This window comes from Bacteroides sp. GM023 (genome assembly GCF_014750685.1).
Lineage (GTDB): Bacteria > Bacteroidota > Bacteroidia > Bacteroidales > Bacteroidaceae > Bacteroides.
The window spans coordinates 38,808-56,346 of sequence record NZ_JAAXGE010000006.1; the positions used below are offsets into that span (position 1 = coordinate 38,808).

The 17,539-nt window shown below is 44.6% G+C and carries 10 protein-coding genes; 8 read left to right on the top strand and 2 right to left on the bottom strand.

Going from position 1 to position 17,539, the window contains the following annotated elements; all coding sequences use genetic code 11:
* The first annotated feature begins 16 nt into the window (after positions 1 to 16).
* From HC965_RS13975 to HC965_RS13990, 4 genes are read left to right on the top strand one after another with little or no spacing between them, the layout of a single operon-like run.
* Positions 17 to 1,540: a glycoside hydrolase family 28 protein gene (locus HC965_RS13975; RefSeq protein WP_191032042.1), complete on the top strand. Its 1,524-nt coding sequence runs from the start codon at positions 17 to 19 to the stop codon at positions 1,538 to 1,540.
* The gene (locus HC965_RS13980) at positions 1,491 to 2,066 is read left to right on the top strand and encodes a DUF4450 domain-containing protein (protein ID WP_191032043.1); all 576 of its coding nucleotides are present in this window, start codon (positions 1,491 to 1,493) and stop codon (positions 2,064 to 2,066) included. Before HC965_RS13975 ends, HC965_RS13980 begins: the two co-directional genes overlap by 50 nt.
* Positions 2,063 to 3,466, top strand: coding sequence for a glycoside hydrolase family 28 protein (locus tag HC965_RS13985; RefSeq protein WP_191032044.1), 1,404 nt, complete (start codon positions 2,063 to 2,065; stop codon positions 3,464 to 3,466). The genes HC965_RS13980 and HC965_RS13985 overlap by 4 nt, the downstream gene beginning before the upstream one ends.
* Complete coding sequence (locus HC965_RS13990) at positions 3,463 to 6,231, top strand: glycosyl hydrolase (protein ID WP_191032045.1); 2,769 nt, start codon at positions 3,463 to 3,465, stop codon at positions 6,229 to 6,231. The genes HC965_RS13985 and HC965_RS13990 overlap by 4 nt, the downstream gene beginning before the upstream one ends.
* 122 nt (positions 6,232 to 6,353) lie before the next feature.
* Here the strand turns inward: HC965_RS13990 and HC965_RS13995 are convergent, their stop codons facing one another.
* On the bottom strand, positions 6,354 to 9,098 hold the full coding sequence (locus tag HC965_RS13995; RefSeq protein ID WP_191032046.1) for a response regulator: 2,745 nt from the start codon (positions 9,096 to 9,098) through the stop codon (positions 6,354 to 6,356).
* Between the two features lie 359 nt (positions 9,099 to 9,457).
* On the bottom strand, positions 9,458 to 10,630 hold the full coding sequence (locus HC965_RS14000) for a MalY/PatB family protein (RefSeq protein WP_191032047.1): 1,173 nt from the start codon (positions 10,628 to 10,630) through the stop codon (positions 9,458 to 9,460).
* A 68-nt stretch (positions 10,631 to 10,698) separates the two neighbouring features.
* Between HC965_RS14000 and HC965_RS14005 the strand changes: the two genes are divergently transcribed.
* From HC965_RS14005 to HC965_RS14020, 4 genes are all read left to right on the top strand, one after another.
* A complete protein-coding gene (locus HC965_RS14005) occupies positions 10,699 to 11,487 on the top strand; it encodes a Cof-type HAD-IIB family hydrolase (RefSeq protein WP_191032048.1) in 789 nt (262 codons plus the stop codon).
* Positions 11,488 to 11,520: 33 nt separating this feature from the next.
* The gene (locus HC965_RS14010; protein ID WP_191032049.1) at positions 11,521 to 13,521 is read left to right on the top strand and encodes a tetratricopeptide repeat protein; all 2,001 of its coding nucleotides are present in this window, start codon (positions 11,521 to 11,523) and stop codon (positions 13,519 to 13,521) included.
* A gap of 841 nt (positions 13,522 to 14,362) precedes the next feature.
* Entirely contained in the window at positions 14,363 to 16,885 is a 2,523-nt protein-coding gene (locus tag HC965_RS14015) for an AsmA-like C-terminal region-containing protein (protein WP_191032050.1), read from the top strand.
* 24 nt (positions 16,886 to 16,909) lie between these two features.
* Complete coding sequence (locus HC965_RS14020) at positions 16,910 to 17,524, top strand: L-threonylcarbamoyladenylate synthase (RefSeq protein ID WP_175631197.1); 615 nt, start codon at positions 16,910 to 16,912, stop codon at positions 17,522 to 17,524.
* Positions 17,525 to 17,539: the final 15 nt, after the last annotated feature.

A 17,539-nucleotide genomic window follows, 5' to 3' on the forward strand; every position in this document is an offset into this window, starting at 1 on the left:
ACGATTGATTACCGACATGAAAAGTAGAAGCATCCTCTCCCTGCTCCTGGCAAGCACGTTGTTCATAGCATGTACTCCGCCCCAAAAGGCGGGAAGCAACAGCTTCGAATGGGGACAGGTACCGCAACAACCCGATTTGTCATGGGCTGACAGCGTAGGCAGTCGCCGGACTCCCGGGAATCACCTTATTTTATCCGCTAATTCCTTTGGCGCAGTAGCAGACAGCACAGTACTTAGCACGGAAGCTATCCAAAAGGCAATCGACAGCTGCGCAGTCTCCGGCGGTGGCACAGTCACCCTTCAGCCCGGGTATTATCAGACAGGGGCACTGTTTATCAAAAGCGGTGTCAACCTGCAACTGGGAAAAGGGGTCACTCTGCTCGCCAGTCCCCATATCCATCATTATCCCGAATTCCGTTCGCGAATTGCAGGTATCGAAATGACATGGCCGGCGGCAGTGATTAACATTGTCAACGAAAAGAATGCCGCCGTCAGTGGAGAAGGTACTTTGGACTGCCGTGGAAAAGTCTTTTGGGATAAATATTGGGAAATGCGTAAGGAATACGAAACGAAAGGTCTGCGCTGGATTGTGGACTACGATTGCAAGCGTGTGCGGGGTATCTTGGTGGAACGCAGTTCGGACGTCACTCTAGAAGGATTCACCTTGATGCGTACCGGCTTTTGGGGATGTCAGATTCTTTACTCCAATTATTGTACCATCAACGGACTAACGGTTAACAATAACTTGGGCGGTCACGGCCCAAGTACGGATGGCATTGACATCGACTCGTCCACCAACATCTTGATAGAGAACTGCGATGTCGACTGCAACGATGATAACATCTGCATTAAATCCGGACGCGACGCGGATGGTCTGCGTGTCAATCTCCCCACGGAGAATGTGGTAATACGCAACTGTATCGCCCGTAAAGGCGCAGGCCTCATCACCTGCGGCAGCGAAACTTCCGGCAGCATCCGAAACGTATTGGGATACAACCTCGAAGCTATCGGCACTTCAGCCGTGCTCCGCTTGAAAAGTGCCATGAACCGTGGCGGTACTATCGAAAACATCTATATGACCGGTGTAAAAGCCGAAAACGTCCGCCACGTCCTGGCAGCAGATTTGAACTGGAACCCCAGTTATAGTTACAGCACCCTGCCCAAAGATTACGAAGGCAAGGATATCCCGGAACACTGGAAAGTGATGCTGACTCCCGTAGAACCACCCGAAAAGGGTTACCCCCGTTTCCGCAACGTATATGTATCAAAGGTTAAAGCGGAAAATGTGGATGAATTTATCTCTGCTTCAGGCTGGAACGACTCTTTGCGTCTGGAAAATTTCTATCTTTACGCCATCGAAGCACAGACCAGGAAACCGGGTAAAATCTGCTACACGAAGAACTTCAACCTATCGGAGATTACACTGGACGTGACAGAAAAAGGCGCTATCGAACTAAAGGAAAATGAACAAAGTAATATCAAATTCAACTATGCTGAAACAACTCCTGACCATCGCACTGCTGGGAATCTTGCTCATTGATGCGCAAGCACAGGCTCTGACACCGCCTGCCGGTATCTTCAAGCTGGGAATATCGAAAGGAAACGAAAGCCACTGGCTGAAACCGAAAGAAAAGATACAGGGAATCACTTTCCAATGGAAAGCCCTGCCCGATACCCGTGGATTTATACTGGAAGTGGAAGTCGCTTCCACCGCCAAAGCCGATGTACTATTCTGGAGTTTCGGCGATTGCCAGCCGGACTCGGACGTGAACGTATTCAGTGTAGAGGGACAGGCTTTTACCTGCTATTACGGAGAAAGCATGAATCTGCGGACAGTGCAGGCAGTCACCCCTACCGATGACATCCGCTTAAGCGACGGACATAAGGACGAAACTCCCATGACGCTCTACAACTCGGGAAAACGGACAGACCGTCCCGTACTGGCAGGCCGTTGCCCGCTCGTTCCCGACAGCAAGATTTACTTCTGCTTCTACGAACAGAATGAGAAAGCGGATTATAACTATTATATGTTACCGGATATTTTTGCCCAAATCGACAAAAAATGAAAAGGATTTATTTACTATTCAGTCTCCTGATAGGTTGCATCTATACCTATGCAGCCATCTACAACGTCAAAGACTTCGGAGCCAAAGCGGATGGAAAGACAATTGATTCTCCCGCTATCAACAGTGCCATTGAAGCTGCCGCACAAGCCGGCGGCGGAACGGTTTATCTGCCTGCCGGAGAGTATGCCTGCTATTCCATCCGGTTAAAAAGTAATATTCACCTGTACTTGGAACAAGGGACACGCATTATCGCCGCCTTTCCCGGAAAAGAGGAAGGATATGATACTGCCGAACCAAACGAACATACTAAATACCAGGACTTCGGACACAGCCATTGGAAAAACTCCTTGATTTGGGGAATCGGACTGGAGAATATAACTATCAGCGGCCCCGGACTTATCTACGGTAAGGGGTTGACACGTGAAGAGAGTCGCCTGCCGGGTGTGGGCAACAAGGCTATCAGTCTGAAAGACTGCCGGAATGTGACGCTAAAAGATTTGTCCATGCTCCATTGCGGACATTTCGCCCTGCTTGCTACCGGTGTAGACCATCTGACGATTCTGAATCTGAAAGTGGATACCAACCGTGACGGATTCGACATTGACTGTTGCCGGAATGTACGTATCAGCCAATGCACGGTAAATTCTCCGTGGGATGATGCCATCGTACTGAAAGCTTCGTATGGGTTGGGACGTTTTCAAGATACGGAGAATGTGACTATCAGCGATTGTTATGTGAGCGGATTCGACCAGGGTAGTGTACTGGACAGTACCTGGCAACTGGATGAACCGCAGGCTCCCGACCATGGTTACCGCACCGGACGTATCAAGTTCGGTACGGAAAGCAGTGGTGGTTTCCGCAATATCGCTATTACGAACTGTATCTTTGAGCATTGCAGAGGATTGGCGTTGGAAACCGTGGACGGCGGACGTCTGGAAGATATTGTAATCAGTAATATTACCATGAGGGATATTGTCAATGCTCCTATTTTTCTCCGGTTGGGTTCGCGTATGCGCAGTCCCGAAGGTACGCCGGTAGGGAGTATGAAGCGTATCCTTATCAGTGATATAAATGTGTGGAACGCGGACAGCCGCTATGCTTCCATCATCAGCGGTGTGCCGGGAGCTTGCATCGAGGATGTGACTTTCCGGAATATTCACCTCTATTATAAAGGTGGTTACAGCGAAGAGGATGGCAAACGCGTTCCGCCCGAACAGGAAGAAGTATATCCCGAACCGTGGATGTTCGGCACGATTCCCGCCAAAGGATTTTATATCCGCCATGCCCGGAATATTACTTTCGACGGCATCCGCTTCCACTTTGAAAAGCCGGACAGACGACCGCTTTTTGTAACCGATGACGCAGAAAGCATAGACTATTATAACACACCGAAAGAATGATGAATAAGAAGCAAATTATAATTCTCTGTCTGCTTGCAACAGGCGGAGTGATGCAGGCACAACAATGGCCGGATGCTCCGGCAGAAGCACGTCCCGGCACCCGATGGTGGTGGCTGGGAAATGGCGTAGACGAAAAGAACCTGACGTACAACCTGGAAGAATATGCCCGCACCGGAATGGGTGCGGTGGAAATTACTCCTATCTACGGTGTGCAGGGAAATGACGCAAATGATATTCAGTTCCTCTCTCCCCGTTGGATGGAAGTGTTCAGACATACCCAGGCGGAAGGTAAGCGCACGGGCATCGAAATTGATATGAATACGGGAACGGGCTGGCCTTTCGGTGGACCGGAAGTCAGTATCGAAGACGCTGCTACCAAAGCTATTTTCCAGACTTACGAGATAGAAGGTGGAAAGGAAATCGTGCAGGATATTCATGTGACCGACCCCAAACAGCAGCCATCTTCCGTACTGAGCCGTGTGATGGCTTATGACGAAAACGGGCGATGTGTGAATCTGACTTCCCATGTCAGGAAAGATAAGTTGCAATGGAACGCTCCTGCCGGTAAATGGGAGATAGTAGCCCTTTATACAGGCAAGACACGTCAGAAAGTGAAACGTGCCGCTCCCGGTGGCGAGGGGTATGTGATGAACCATCTTTCTAAAAAGGCCGTGAAGAACTATCTTTCCCGATTCGACCGTGCATTCAAAAGTAGCAAGACGAAGTACCCGCATACTTTCTTCAATGACTCTTACGAAGTGTATCAAGCGGACTGGACGGATGATTTTCTCGAACAATTCGCCCGTCGCCGGGGATATAAACTGGAAGAGCATTTCCCTGAGTTTCTGGACGAAAGCCGTCCGGAAGTCAGCAGGCGTATCCTGTCCGACTATCGGGAAACGATTTCCGACTTATTATTGGAGAATTTCACCCATCAATGGACGGACTGGGCACACAAGAACGGCAGTATCACCCGCAACCAGGCACACGGCTCGCCCGGCAACCTGATTGATATTTATGCAGCCGTAGACATTCCCGAATGTGAGGGGTTCGGACTTTCACAGTTCCATATCGAGGGACTGCGCCAGGATTCATTGACCAAGAAGAATGATTCGGACTTATCCATGTTGAAATATGCCTCTTCGGCTGCACACATTGCGGGAAAAACCTATACTTCTTCCGAAACATTCACGTGGTTGACGGAGCATTTCCGTACCTCCCTCTCGCAATGCAAACCGGACATGGATTTGATGTTCGTTTCCGGTGTCAACCATATGTTCTTTCACGGGACTCCATATTCTCCGAAAGAAGCCGAATGGCCGGGTTGGCTGTTCTATGCTTCTATCAACATGAGCCCGACAAACAATATCTGGCGCGACGCTCCTTCGTTCTTCAGTTATATCACCCGTTGTCAGAGCTTTCTGCAAATGGGACGACCGGACAATGATTTCCTGATTTATCTTCCGGTATACGATATGTGGAACGAGCAACCGGGACGATTGTTGTTATTCACCATCCATCATATGGATAAGTTGGCTCCCAAATTTATCGACGCCATCCACCGTATCAACAACAGCGGTTATGACGGTGATTATATTTCTGACAATTTTATCCGCAGCACCCGTTTCAAGGACGGACAGTTGGTCACTTCGGGCGGAACCGCATACAAAGCATTGGTAGTACCTGCCGCTCATCTAATGCCGGATGATGTCCTCGCACACCTTTTGGAACTTGCCAAACAAGGGGCTAACATCGTATTCCTGGAGAATTACCCGACAGATGTGCCGGGATACAGTCAGTTGGAGCAGAAACGTAAGAGTTACCAACGTACGCTTCAGCAACTTCCGTCTGTCTCTTTCTCTGAAACGACCGTCACTCCGGTTGGAAAGGGAAAGATTATCACGGGAACGGATTATGCACGTACATTAGCCAGTTGTAATATTCCATCTGAAGAAATGAAAACTAAATTCGGTCTGCAAACGATTCGCAGAGTGAATGATACGGGACATCATTACTTTATCTCTTCTTTGCAAAACAAAGGAATAGACGGTTGGGTGACATTGGGAACGAATGCAACCGCAGCCGCCCTCTTCAATCCGATGACCGGAGAATGTGGGGAAGCAAAAGTACGTCAAGCGGATGGCAGGACGCAGGTATATCTGCAATTAAAATCCGGTGAATCGGTTATCCTGCAAACATACCAACAGCCTTTGCAGGTATCCAAACCGTGGAAGTATCTCAAAGAACAACCGTTCAGCCTTAGGTTAGACCATGGTTGGAAGTTGCACTTTGCCGAAAGCAAACCGGAAATACAAGGCACATTTGAGATTGACCGCCCCTGCTCATGGACAGGCATCGACCATCCGGCAGCCAAAATCAACATGGGAAGCGGTGTTTATTCTTTAGACATCGAATTACCGGCTTTGCAGGCTGACGAGTGGATACTTGATTTGGGTGATGTACGCGAAAGTGCCCGTGTCCGCATCAACGGACAGGAAGCGGGATGTGCATGGGCAGTGCCGTATCAGCTAAAGGTAGGGCAATTCTTAAAACCCGGAAAAAACCACATCGAAATAGAAGTCACAAATCTCCCTGCGAATCGAATTGCAGAATCGGACAGACAGGGGGTACAGTGGCGCAAATTCAAAGAAATCAATATTGTAGATTTGAACTATCGTCCGGCCAATTACGGGCATTGGAGTCCTTTGCCTTCCGGGCTGAATGGTGAAGTACGGTTAATTCCGGTAGATTTTATGCAGCACTAAGTGTCTGTATTTAGTTGATTTCTTTCTGTTACATAGTCGTCACTTAAAAAAGTCTATTTTTCAAGTGACGACTATGTAACAATCAAAGTACACGCTTCAGGAGCATTGGTATTATTTCATTGCTAATTCATTAGAGAAAAAAGTTCAAATAATTGTTCCTTCTTCAAGGGCTTTGTCAGAAATGCATTACATCCTGCTTCCATAGCGTCTACTTTGTCAGTATCGAAGGCATTAGCGGTAAGCGCAATAATGGGGATAACAGGATTCAGTTCCCTGATTTTCCGTGTCGCTTCCAAGCCTCCCATAATTGGCATCTTCATATCCATAAGAACAATATCGAACTTGTCGCTTCGTACTTTTTCCACCGCTTCTACTCCGTTCACTACACGGGTGATTTGATATTCTTTAAGGATATGTTTTACTAACGAATAATTGCTATCATTGTCTTCGGCAATCAGAATTCTCCATTTTCCGTAGTCTTTTTCTTTTAAAGAGCTTGATGGCTTTGAAGAAGTCGCTTGTTCTGATTGGGCAGTAACTTGGGATTCATTATCTTCTTTCATGTTTATTTCGCACGGAACCCATGCCCAGAAAGTAGAGCCTACACCGGGGGTAGAAGTAAATCCGATTTTTCCCCCAGCACCTTCGACTATGGCTCTTGAAATAGCCAATCCGAGTCCTGTTCCTTGTGCAAATTCATTAAGTTTCTGGAATCGTCCGAACACCCTGTCTTGCAATTCTGTCGGGATCCCGACACCCGAATCTTCCACATAGAACCTTATACCACCGTTCTCAATACCAAATCCCATTTTTATTTGTCCGTCATAAGTACATTTTACGGCATTGGTAAGGAAATTCGTCCATACCTGTTTAAGCCGGTTTCTATCCAGTTTTACCCAGCAATTTTGAATAGGGTAATCCAAACAGAACTCAACATTCGGATTAGTGATTTTCGGTTGAATTATGGTGTAAAGCTCACTGGCTACTTTTGCAAGATTAAACTCTTCTCTCTTACGTTCAAGAATACCCGACTCGATCTTGGAAAGGTCAAGAATGTCATTAATCAGTCGTAACAGCAATTCGTTGTTTGATTCAATAATACTCAGGTATTCTTTCTTCTCTTCGGGATTGTCACAATCCACCATCAAGCCGGAGAAGCCAACTATGGCATTCAGCGGAGTACGTATTTCGTGGCTCATGTTGGCGAGAAACGCCGATTTGAGACGATCGGACAACTCGGCTTTTTCTTTAAGTTCCACAAGTTGTTGTGCCATCTTCTCCCATTTGGTATTGTTGAAGCTGATGCCAGTGTAGCGGATTGTTCTACCTCTCTTGTCTTTCTCCACCTGAACGCCGGTAATGATTAGGGTCTGCCATTCTTTATCCCACTTTGTCTTTGAACGATATTGGAAACTAAATTCATGCTCTTTACCCTGAACCATACTTTCGAAATGTTTGCGCACTGCATCCGCATCGTCCGGATGGGCGGCACTCACATATTGGTCGATAGAAATCGGAGTCTCCGGGTGATAATCGTTCACAGGATCATTAAACGCAGTGAATTGCTGGCATATCACATCAAAGTCCCAATAAGACATCCCGACGGTTTTGAAGGTGAGATCCATTTTGTAATTTCTCTCTTTGAGTTCTTCGTTCAACCGATGCAGTTTAGAAATGTTTTGGCGGAAACCGGTATAACGTATGGTCTTTCCGTTTTCGTCCTGTTCGAAAGGAACACCGATAACATTGCAATACTGCCATGCAGTGTCGTACTTTGTCTGTATGCGGCAGGTGAAATTAACCGTCTGGTTTTCCCCCGAAAGCATGGATTGCATGGCGTCGAAATAGGTAGAACGGTCGTCGGGATGTACGACGTTTTGAAATTCTTCGACACTCACAAGTTTATTGGGAGCATAATCATTGATAGGGTCATTGTAGGATTCAAATTTTCGGGTATTTATATCGAAATCCCAATGCACGATATTGCTGACCTGCATAGCAAGTTCACGCTTTGTTATAAGGTCTTGCGTTTTTTTCAACATTTGTACTTTCTCCGTTACATCCATCTGAGTACCGATAATTAACAATTTTCCCCGATGTTCGGAAGATAAACGCATTCGGCTTTCGTAAAAGCGGTACTGTCTCTCTTCTCTATTATAAAAACGCAATGTCGTTTGCACTTGCTGGGTTTCCTTGTTTATCAGTTGAGAGAAAAGTTGCATTAAATGTAAACGGTCTTGCGGATGCAACACACTTTGCATCTGTTCCAGTGACATTGTTTCTTTTGCCAGAGAATCTCCATACAAGGTACTGAATGTCTTCTTATGCACATCATATACCCATGATGCCATATTGGCTGCTTCCATGGCCATTTCCAAATTCTTCTTGCTTTCCTCTGTACGGAATTCCACTTCTTTCACGCTAGTCACATCATTAGAAAGTAGTATGTACCCGATGATGTTTCCTTTATCACTTAATACCGGAACTATCCGTGCTTCATAAATTATAGAGTTTGTATTTTTACTACTGAAGTAAGCATCGTTGTTTATACGTTCAAAATCATATTCGAATTCTAAAGTAACTTCCTCTCCCCTCTGCATCTTGGATTTTACATCTTCGTCCATATAGGGGCTTTCAAATAGATTGACTTTATTTATTACCGTTTCCCGATCACTGACTCCGTACATTTCCAATGCCTTGTCGTTTATCTTGCGCAATACGCCGTTAATGTCATAGACTTCAATACTCATGGGCATAGCAGCATAAATATTTTCCGCAAACAAGAGTTGGTTTTGCGCCAATTCGGAAAGTTCATTCTTTGAATATGCAGAGTCATCTGCGAGGTAGTGTAAATTGTTTTGTTTCATTTGTCGCTTTTTATAAAAAATTAGAACTGATAAATTTAAGCTTTCAGACTCATCGCATTGTTTTACAACCTTAAATACAGTAAGTATCTATCTGCAAATATAGACCTTTAAAGCAAGAAAGCGAAATTATGTATGATAAAAAAGAAAAAACGAACAGCATTTTTTATTTACCTTTCAAAACAAACATATCAGCATACTGATTAAAACAGTATTCGGAAAACAATCCTAAGATACAGGAAAAACAAAGAACATTTCCACTTTTAAGACGTTCCTTTGTTATTATTGCACAATAAAATTACCCCCCGAAGGGGGGATATAATAGCCTCTTATAAATGAAAAAACTATAAATTCTTGCCGATTTATTTTAATTCTGTCACTGCTTGTTCCAATTGTTTCAATGCCCGTTCCAACGTAGCACGGGGACAAGCGATATTTAACCGCATGAATCCTTCACCCTCTTTACCAAATGTAGTTCCCTCATTCAATGCCAGATGAGCATCTTCTGTGAAAAGACGGTTCAATGCTTCCTGATTCAATCCTAATCCGCGACAATCTAAGAAGATAAGGTAAGAGGCTTGCGGACGAATCATCTTGATGGCAGGAATATGTTCTTTCAGGAAATTCTCTGTAAAGTCCACATTTTCTTTGATATAGGCAATCACTTGTTCCAGCCATTCCGTACCATGACTATAAGCAGCCGCTACACTCAAATAAGCAAAAAGATGTCCTTCACTAAATTCACTTGCTTCCATATAAGTCTTGAAACGGTGGCGGAGTTCCTCATTTTCTATGATTACATAAGAGCTTGCCAGTCCCGGCATATTGAATGCTTTACTTGGAGACATAAAGACAAGTGAGTTCATTTGTGCTTTCTCTGAAATAAGAGCGAAAGTAGGATGCTTGTAAGGCGGTAAAGTCAAGTCGGCATGAATTTCATCGGAAATGACTAATGTGCCGTTTTCGTAGCAAATATCGGCTATTTGAGAAAGTTCTTCTTTTGTCCACACACGTCCGCCGGGATTGTGAGGATTGCTTAGGATAAGCAATTTACAACCTTGAATATCTTGACGGAAGCGGTCAAAGTCGATATAATATTGCCCATCTTTCAATACTAACGGACTGAATACCACCTCGCGTTCATTCTTTTGAGTAACCAAAAAGAAAGGATGATACACAGGGGGCATCACCATGACCTTATCTCCTTTTTGCGTAAAACAGTGGATGACAAAAGCCAGTCCACGTACAATGCCGGGAGTGAACGTCAGCATTTCCTTGTCCACTGTCCATCCGTAGCGTGCTTGCAACCAGTTGACAATGGATTCCGACCATTCTTTGCAGGCAAAAGTGTATCCCAGCACTTCATGCAACAGGCGTTTCTTTATAGCTTCTATCACGAAAGGAGCTGTGCGGAAATCCATATCAGCTACCCACATAGGAATCAGGTCCTTGCGTCCCCAACGACCTTCTACACTGTCCCATTTAACGGAATCTGTACCGTTACGGTCTATTATTTCATCAAAATTATACTTCATACTGCATGATGTTGTTATGTTATGTGAGACAAAAGTAGTACATTTGTACTCAATTCAAAAAGGAATCTATGACGAAAGCATTATTTTTTGATATAGACGGAACTTTGGTTAGTTTTAAAACTCACCGCATCCCGTCTTCTACCATCGAAGCTTTGGAGGCTGCCCGTGCAAAAGGACTGAAAATATTTATCGCTACCGGACGCCCGAAAGCCATCATCAACAATCTGTCCGAACTACAAGACCGGAATCTCATTGATGGATATATAACCATGAACGGAGCTTATTGTTTTGTCGGCGAGCAAGTGATTTATAAAAGTACTATCCCACAAGAGGAGGTAAAAGCCATGGGTGCTTTCTGCGAGAAGAAAGGAGTTCCTTGTATCTTTGTAGAAGAGCATAACATCTCTGTCTGCCAACCGGATGACATGGTCAAAAAGATTTTCTATGATTTCCTGCACGTGAATGTGATCCCGACTGTCTCTTTCGAAGAAGCGACAAGCAGGGAGATTATACAAATGACTCCTTTTATCAATGAGGAAGAAGAAAAGAAAATACGCCCTTCTATCCCTACTTGTGAAATAGGCCGCTGGTATCCGTCGTTTGCCGACGTCACTGCCAAAGGAGATACAAAGCAAAAGGGAATTGATGAAATAATCCGCTACTTTGATATAAAACTGGAAGATACGATGGCATTCGGAGATGGTGGAAACGATATCAGTATGCTTCGCCATGCAGCTATCGGAATAGCTATGGGACAAGCTAAAGAGGACGTCAAGGCGGCTGCCGACTACGTGACGGCGCCTATTGACGAGGACGGAATCAGCAAAGCAATGAAGTATTTCGGAATCATTGAATAAACAGAATAAAAAGGATTTACCGTATTTACAAGAATGAGCGTAGACACTAACAACGCTGAGTTTCAGGATGCCCTGAACCTGATTCAATATACACGCCAATCGGTTTTTCTAACCGGAAAGGCGGGTACAGGGAAATCTACATTCCTGCGTTATGTCTGCGAAAATACGAAAAAGAAGCATATCGTACTTGCGCCGACTGGTATTGCCGCAATCAATGCCGGTGGAAGTACTATGCATAGTTTCTTCAAGTTACCTTTCTATCCGCTATTGCCGGACGACCCGAATCTAAGCCTTCAACGGGGACGTATCCACGAGTTTTTTAAATATACCAAACCACACCGGAAGTTACTGGAACAGATAGAACTGGTTATTATCGACGAGATTTCAATGGTACGGGCGGATATTATTGATGCTATCGACCGTATCTTGCGCGTATATTCCCATAACTTACGCGAGCCTTTCGGTGGAAAACAGTTGTTATTGGTAGGCGATGTTTTTCAGTTAGAACCTGTCGTGAAGAACGATGAACGGGAAATATTGAATCGCTTCTATCCCACTCCTTACTTTTTCTCGGCACGGGTATTCGGACAGATAGATTTAGTGTCTATCGAACTGCAAAAGGTCTATCGGCAGACTGACCCTGTTTTTGTCGGTGTACTCGACCATATCCGTACCAATACCGCCGGAGCTGCGGACTTGCAACTGCTGAATACCCGCTATGGAAGTCAGATTGAAGAAGCGGAAGCGGATATGTATATCACGCTTGCTACCCGAAGGGATACGGTAGACGCAATCAACGAAAAGAAACTGGCTGAGCTTCCGGGAGATTCGATTACTTTTGAAGGAGTTATCGAAGGGGATTTTCCCGAAAGCAGTTTGCCTACCTCACAAGAGCTTGTACTCAAACCCGGTGCACAGATTATCTTTATCAAGAATGATTTCGACCGCCGATGGGTAAACGGTACTATTGGCGTCATTGCCGGCATCGACGAAGAAGAGGAAACGATATACGTTATCACTGATGACGGAAAAGAATGTGATGTAAAACGTGATTCATGGCGCAATATCCGTTACCGCTACAACGAGAAGACCAAAGAAATAGAAGAAGAAGTATTGGGCAGTTTCACCCAATATCCGATTCGGTTGGCTTGGGCGATTACTGTTCATAAAAGTCAGGGACTGACTTTCAGCCGGGTGGTAATTGACTTTACAGGTGGGGTATTCGCAGGCGGACAAGCGTATGTTGCGCTCAGCCGCTGCACTTCACTGGATGGTATTCAACTCAAGAAACCTATCAACCGGGCAGATGTTTTCGTCCGTCCCGAGATTGTGAACTTTGCGGGACGTTTCAATAATCGTCAAGCCATTGATAAAGCATTAAAGCAGGCTCAAGCCGATGTGCAATATGTCGCAGCCGCTCGTGCTTTCGACAAAGGGGATATGGAAGAGTGCCTGGAACAGTTCTTCCGTGCTATCCATTCCCGCTATGATATTGAAAAGCCTGTTCCCCGACGTTTGATCCGCCGTAAGCTCGGTGTCATAAACACGCTGAAAGAGCAGAATAAAAAACTCAAGGAACAAATGCGGGAACAACAGGAGCGTCTGCGACAATATGCCCATGAATATTTATTGATGGGTAACGAATGTATCACCCAAGCACATGACCCTCGTGCCGCCCTCGCCAATTACGACAAGGCGCTCAGTCTCGACCCGAACTATGTAGACGCCTGGATACGAAAAGGAATTACCCTCTTCAACAACAAAGAATATTTTGATGCGGAAAACTGTTTCAATACAGCTGTAAACCTTCATCCCGCAAACTTCAAGGCTGTTTACAACCGGGGAAAACTCCGATTAAGAACAGAGGATACGGAAGGAGCAATTGCAGATTTGGACAAAGCGACAAGTCTGAAACCGGAGCATGCCGGTGCGCATGAACTGTTCGGTGATGCCCTACTGAAAATAGGGAAAGAAGGAGAAGCCGCCTTGCAATGGAGAATTGCGGAGGAACTCAAAAAGAAAAAAGGGAAATAGGACTGCCCTTTTGGCGGAGTTAATTCATAAATGTACGAAAAGGAACAATTCTCTCCCTTCTACACAAAGTTTAAAAAACAAAATTTATCTGCCATCTGCAACAAAACAGCTATATACTGCTGATAATAAACACTTTAAAGCGTTGCAGATACCTGTTGCAGATGGTGGCAGATAAAGGTATCTGCAACACCATTACTTTCTCTCTACCATTCTCCGATAGAGTCTTTTAATTTGCGGGCAGTTTCAACTTGTTCCAATGGCTTGGAACAGTTTGTTTCAATAAGTTGAACAGTTTGTTTCAATGCCTTAAAACAGTTTGTTTCAAAGTAGCGAACACTTTGTTTCAAGGCGTCGAACATTTTGTTTCAAGGTAGCAAACACTTTGTTTCTCCTGATGAAACGCTCTGTCAGCTTACACGTGTAGCTTACTCAGCCTACGTTTAATTACTGTTTATCTACCAGCTCTGTTTTCTTCGATTACACGTGTTGCAGATAACTTTATCTGCAACCATCTGCAACAGGTATCTGCAACGCTTTAAAGTATTAATTGTCAATAGTATATAGCGATTTTGTTGCAGATGGCAGATAAAATCTGTTTTTTAAACCTTATGTAGAAAATAGAAATTTACTCCTTTCGGTGCAAAAATGAATTTCTTCACTCCCACTATACATCTGAACTGTCTGGCGAAGAGGTATGCAATCACTATCTTCCCTTTTCTACATGTTCAAATCTTATTGTTGTTTAATAATGACTTTTTTTTCAAGAGTAAGGCTCTGTTAATCAAAAAGTTTTATTAGTTTTGTTCGTTGTTTATCCGATAAACACTTAAAATAAAAGCAAATGAAAAAAGGTTTGAAAATCGCAGCTATCACCGTAGGAGTCATTATCATTCTGATGCTCCTTCTCCCTTTCGCCTTCCAAGGTAAGATAGCCGATATCGTAAAAACAGAAGGCAACAAGATGCTCAACGCACAATTCGACTTTAAGAAACTCAACATTAGCCTGTTCCGTAACTTCCCACAGGCTTCTGTCACTCTCGAAGATTTCTGGCTGAAAGGTACAGGAGAATTCGCTAACGATACCCTTGTACAAGCCGGTGAGGTTACTGCGGCTATCAATCTGTTCTCATTATTCGGAGATAGCGGCTATGATATTTCCAAAATATTCATTGAAGATACCCGCCTGCATGCCATTGTATTGCCGGATGGGCAAGTCAACTGGGATATTATGAAACCGGATACAACGGCGACTGCCGAAACGCCTGCCGCAGAGGAAGAATCTTCACCTTTCAAAGTGAAGTTGCAACGTTTCGTTATCAAGAACATGAATTTGGTTTATGATGACCAGCAAGGCAAAATGTATGCTGATATTCGCGACTTTAATGCTATTTGCTCAGGAGATTTGGGAAGCGAACGCACTACTTTGAAGCTGGAAGCGGAAACCAAATCCTTGACTTACAAGATGAACGGGATTCCTTTCCTGGCAAATGCCAATATCTCCGCAAAAATGGATGTAGATGCCGACCTTGCCAACAATAAATATACATTAAAGGATAATACGATTCGTTTGAATGCTATTCAGGCCGGTATCGACGGTTGGGTTGCTTTGAAAGACCCGGCTATCGACATGGATTTGAAACTCAATACGAATGATATTGGTTTCAAAGAAATTCTTTCGTTAATTCCTGCCATCTACGCTACGGAATTCTCTAGTCTGAAAACCGACGGAACAGCTACCCTTACCGCAACGGCCAAAGGTATTCTGCAAGGAGATACGGTACCTGCATTCAATATTGATATGCAAGTCAAGAATGCTATGTTCCGCTATCCGGCTTTACCGGCAGGAGTAGACCAAATCAATATCAGTGCCAACGTTCAGAATCCTGGGGGAAATATCGACCAGACTACCGTTGACATTAATCCGTTCAGCTTCCGTCTGGCAGGAAATCCGTTCTGTCTGACTGCTAACGTGAAGACTCCAATCAGCGACCCGGACTTTAAAGCCGAAGCGAAAGGGATTCTCAACCTGGGAATGATTAAGCAGGTATATCCGCTTGGAGATATGGAATTAAACGGAACAATCGACGCCGATATGCAAATGTCGGGACGTCTTTCCTATATCGAACAGGAGCAGTACGAACGTATGCAGGCTTCCGGCACTATCGGCCTGACAGGTATGAAGCTTAAAATGAAGGATATACCGGACGTAGAGATTAAGAAGTCGCTTTTCACTTTCACTCCGAAGTATCTTCAGTTGAGTGAAACGACTGTCAATATCGGAAAGAATGACATTACTGCCGATAGCCGGTTTGAAAACTACATCGGTTATGTCCTGAAAGGAACTACTCTGAAAGGTACACTGAATATTCATTCCAACTATTTCAATTTGAATGATTTTATGACTGCTTCTACGGATGAAGCCGCTACATCGGATGCGGCAGCTACAGATTTCGTAGCCACAGCCACCGGAGTTGTTGAAGTGCCGCGTAACATTGACTTCCAAATGGATGCAAACCTGAAACAGGTATTATTCGACAAGATGTCTTTCAACAATATGAATGGCAAACTCGTTGTAAAAGACGGTAAAGTAGACATGAAGAATTTATCCATGAGTACCATGGGCGGAAATGTGGTAATGAACGGATATTATTCTACTGCCAACGCGAAGAAGCCGGAATTGAAAGCCGGATTCAAACTGACGAACATTGGTTTTGCGCAAGCCTACAAGGAGTTGGATATGGTACAGAAGATGGCTCCTATCTTTGAAAACCTGAAAGGAAATTTCTCCGGCAGCATCAATGTGTTGACGGACTTGGATGCAGCAATGAGCCCCGTACTGGATACGATGCAAGGGGACGGTAGTCTTTCTACCCGTGACCTTAGTTTAAGCGGAGTAAAAGCTATCGACCAAATCGCTGATGCAGTGAATCAACCGAGCCTGAAAGACATGAAAGTGAAAGATATGACTTTGGATTTCACTATCAAAGAAGGACGGGTAGAAACGAAACCTTTCGATATCAAGATGGGCGATTATAACCTGAATCTTTCCGGTAGCACAGGACTCGACCAAACCATTGATTACACAGGAAAGATTAAGTTACCTGCATCCGTGGGGAATATCTCCAAGTTAATGACTCTCGATTTGAAAATCGGTGGTTCATTTACTTCTCCGAAAGTCAGCGTCGATACGAAGAGTATGGCAAACCAAGCTGTTGAAGCCGTAGCCGACGAAGCTATCAGCAAACTCGGTCAGAAGCTTGGATTGGACTCTGCCGCTACTGCCAATAAGGATTCCATCAAACAGAAAGTGACGGAGAAGGCTGCTGAAAAGGCATTGGATTTCTTAAAAAAGAAACTTAAATAAAGAATAAGGGAAGGAAAAGAGGTTATGCTTCTGAAGCTATATGATAAAAATAATAACCCGCAGGATTTACAACGTGTCATTGATATCCTGAATGACGGCGGACTTATCATCTATCCCACCGATACGATGTATGCCATCGGCTGCCACGGTCTGAAAGAACGTGCCATAGAACGGATTTGCCGAATCAAAGAGATTGACCCACGGAAAAATAATCTGTCTATCATCTGTTATGACTTGAGTAGTATCAGTGAATATGCCAAAGTAGACAATAGCGTCTTCAAACTTATGAAGCATAACCTTCCGGGACCATTCACCTTTATTCTGAACGGTACGAATCGGTTACCCAAGATTTTCCGTAACCGGAAGGAAGTGGGTATCCGTATGCCGGACAATAACATTATCCGTGAGATTGCCCGACTGCTCGATGCTCCGATTATGACCACTACCCTGCCTTATGAAGAACATGAGGATTTAGAGTACATGACTGATCCTGAACTTATAGACGAAAAGTTCGGTGACATCGTGGATTTGGTCATTGACGGTGGTATCGGTGGAATAGAACCTTCCACTGTCGTAAAATGCACGGAGGACGAACCGGAAATTGTCCGTCAGGGAAAAGGTTGGTTGGAAGAAAATTAACTCTTCTACCTGATA

Excerpts from the sequence above, each read along its gene's own strand:
- HC965_RS13975 (WP_191032042.1), top strand. The coding sequence starts at position 17 with ATGAAAAGTAGAAGCATCCTCTCCCTGCTCCTGGCAAGCACGTTGTTC.
- HC965_RS14010 (WP_191032049.1), top strand. The coding sequence starts at position 11,521 with ATGAGCGTAGACACTAACAACGCTGAGTTTCAGGATGCCCTGAACCTG.
- HC965_RS13990 (WP_191032045.1), top strand. The coding sequence starts at position 3,463 with ATGATGAATAAGAAGCAAATTATAATTCTCTGTCTGCTTGCAACAGGC.
- HC965_RS13995 (WP_191032046.1), bottom strand. The coding sequence starts at position 9,098 with ATGAAACAAAACAATTTACACTACCTCGCAGATGACTCTGCATATTCA.
- HC965_RS14020 (WP_175631197.1), top strand. The coding sequence starts at position 16,910 with ATGCTTCTGAAGCTATATGATAAAAATAATAACCCGCAGGATTTACAA.
- HC965_RS13980 (WP_191032043.1), top strand. The coding sequence starts at position 1,491 with ATGCTGAAACAACTCCTGACCATCGCACTGCTGGGAATCTTGCTCATT.
- HC965_RS14015 (WP_191032050.1), top strand. The coding sequence starts at position 14,363 with ATGAAAAAAGGTTTGAAAATCGCAGCTATCACCGTAGGAGTCATTATC.
- HC965_RS14005 (WP_191032048.1), top strand. The coding sequence starts at position 10,699 with ATGACGAAAGCATTATTTTTTGATATAGACGGAACTTTGGTTAGTTTT.
- HC965_RS13985 (WP_191032044.1), top strand. The coding sequence starts at position 2,063 with ATGAAAAGGATTTATTTACTATTCAGTCTCCTGATAGGTTGCATCTAT.
- HC965_RS14000 (WP_191032047.1), bottom strand. The coding sequence starts at position 10,630 with ATGAAGTATAATTTTGATGAAATAATAGACCGTAACGGTACAGATTCC.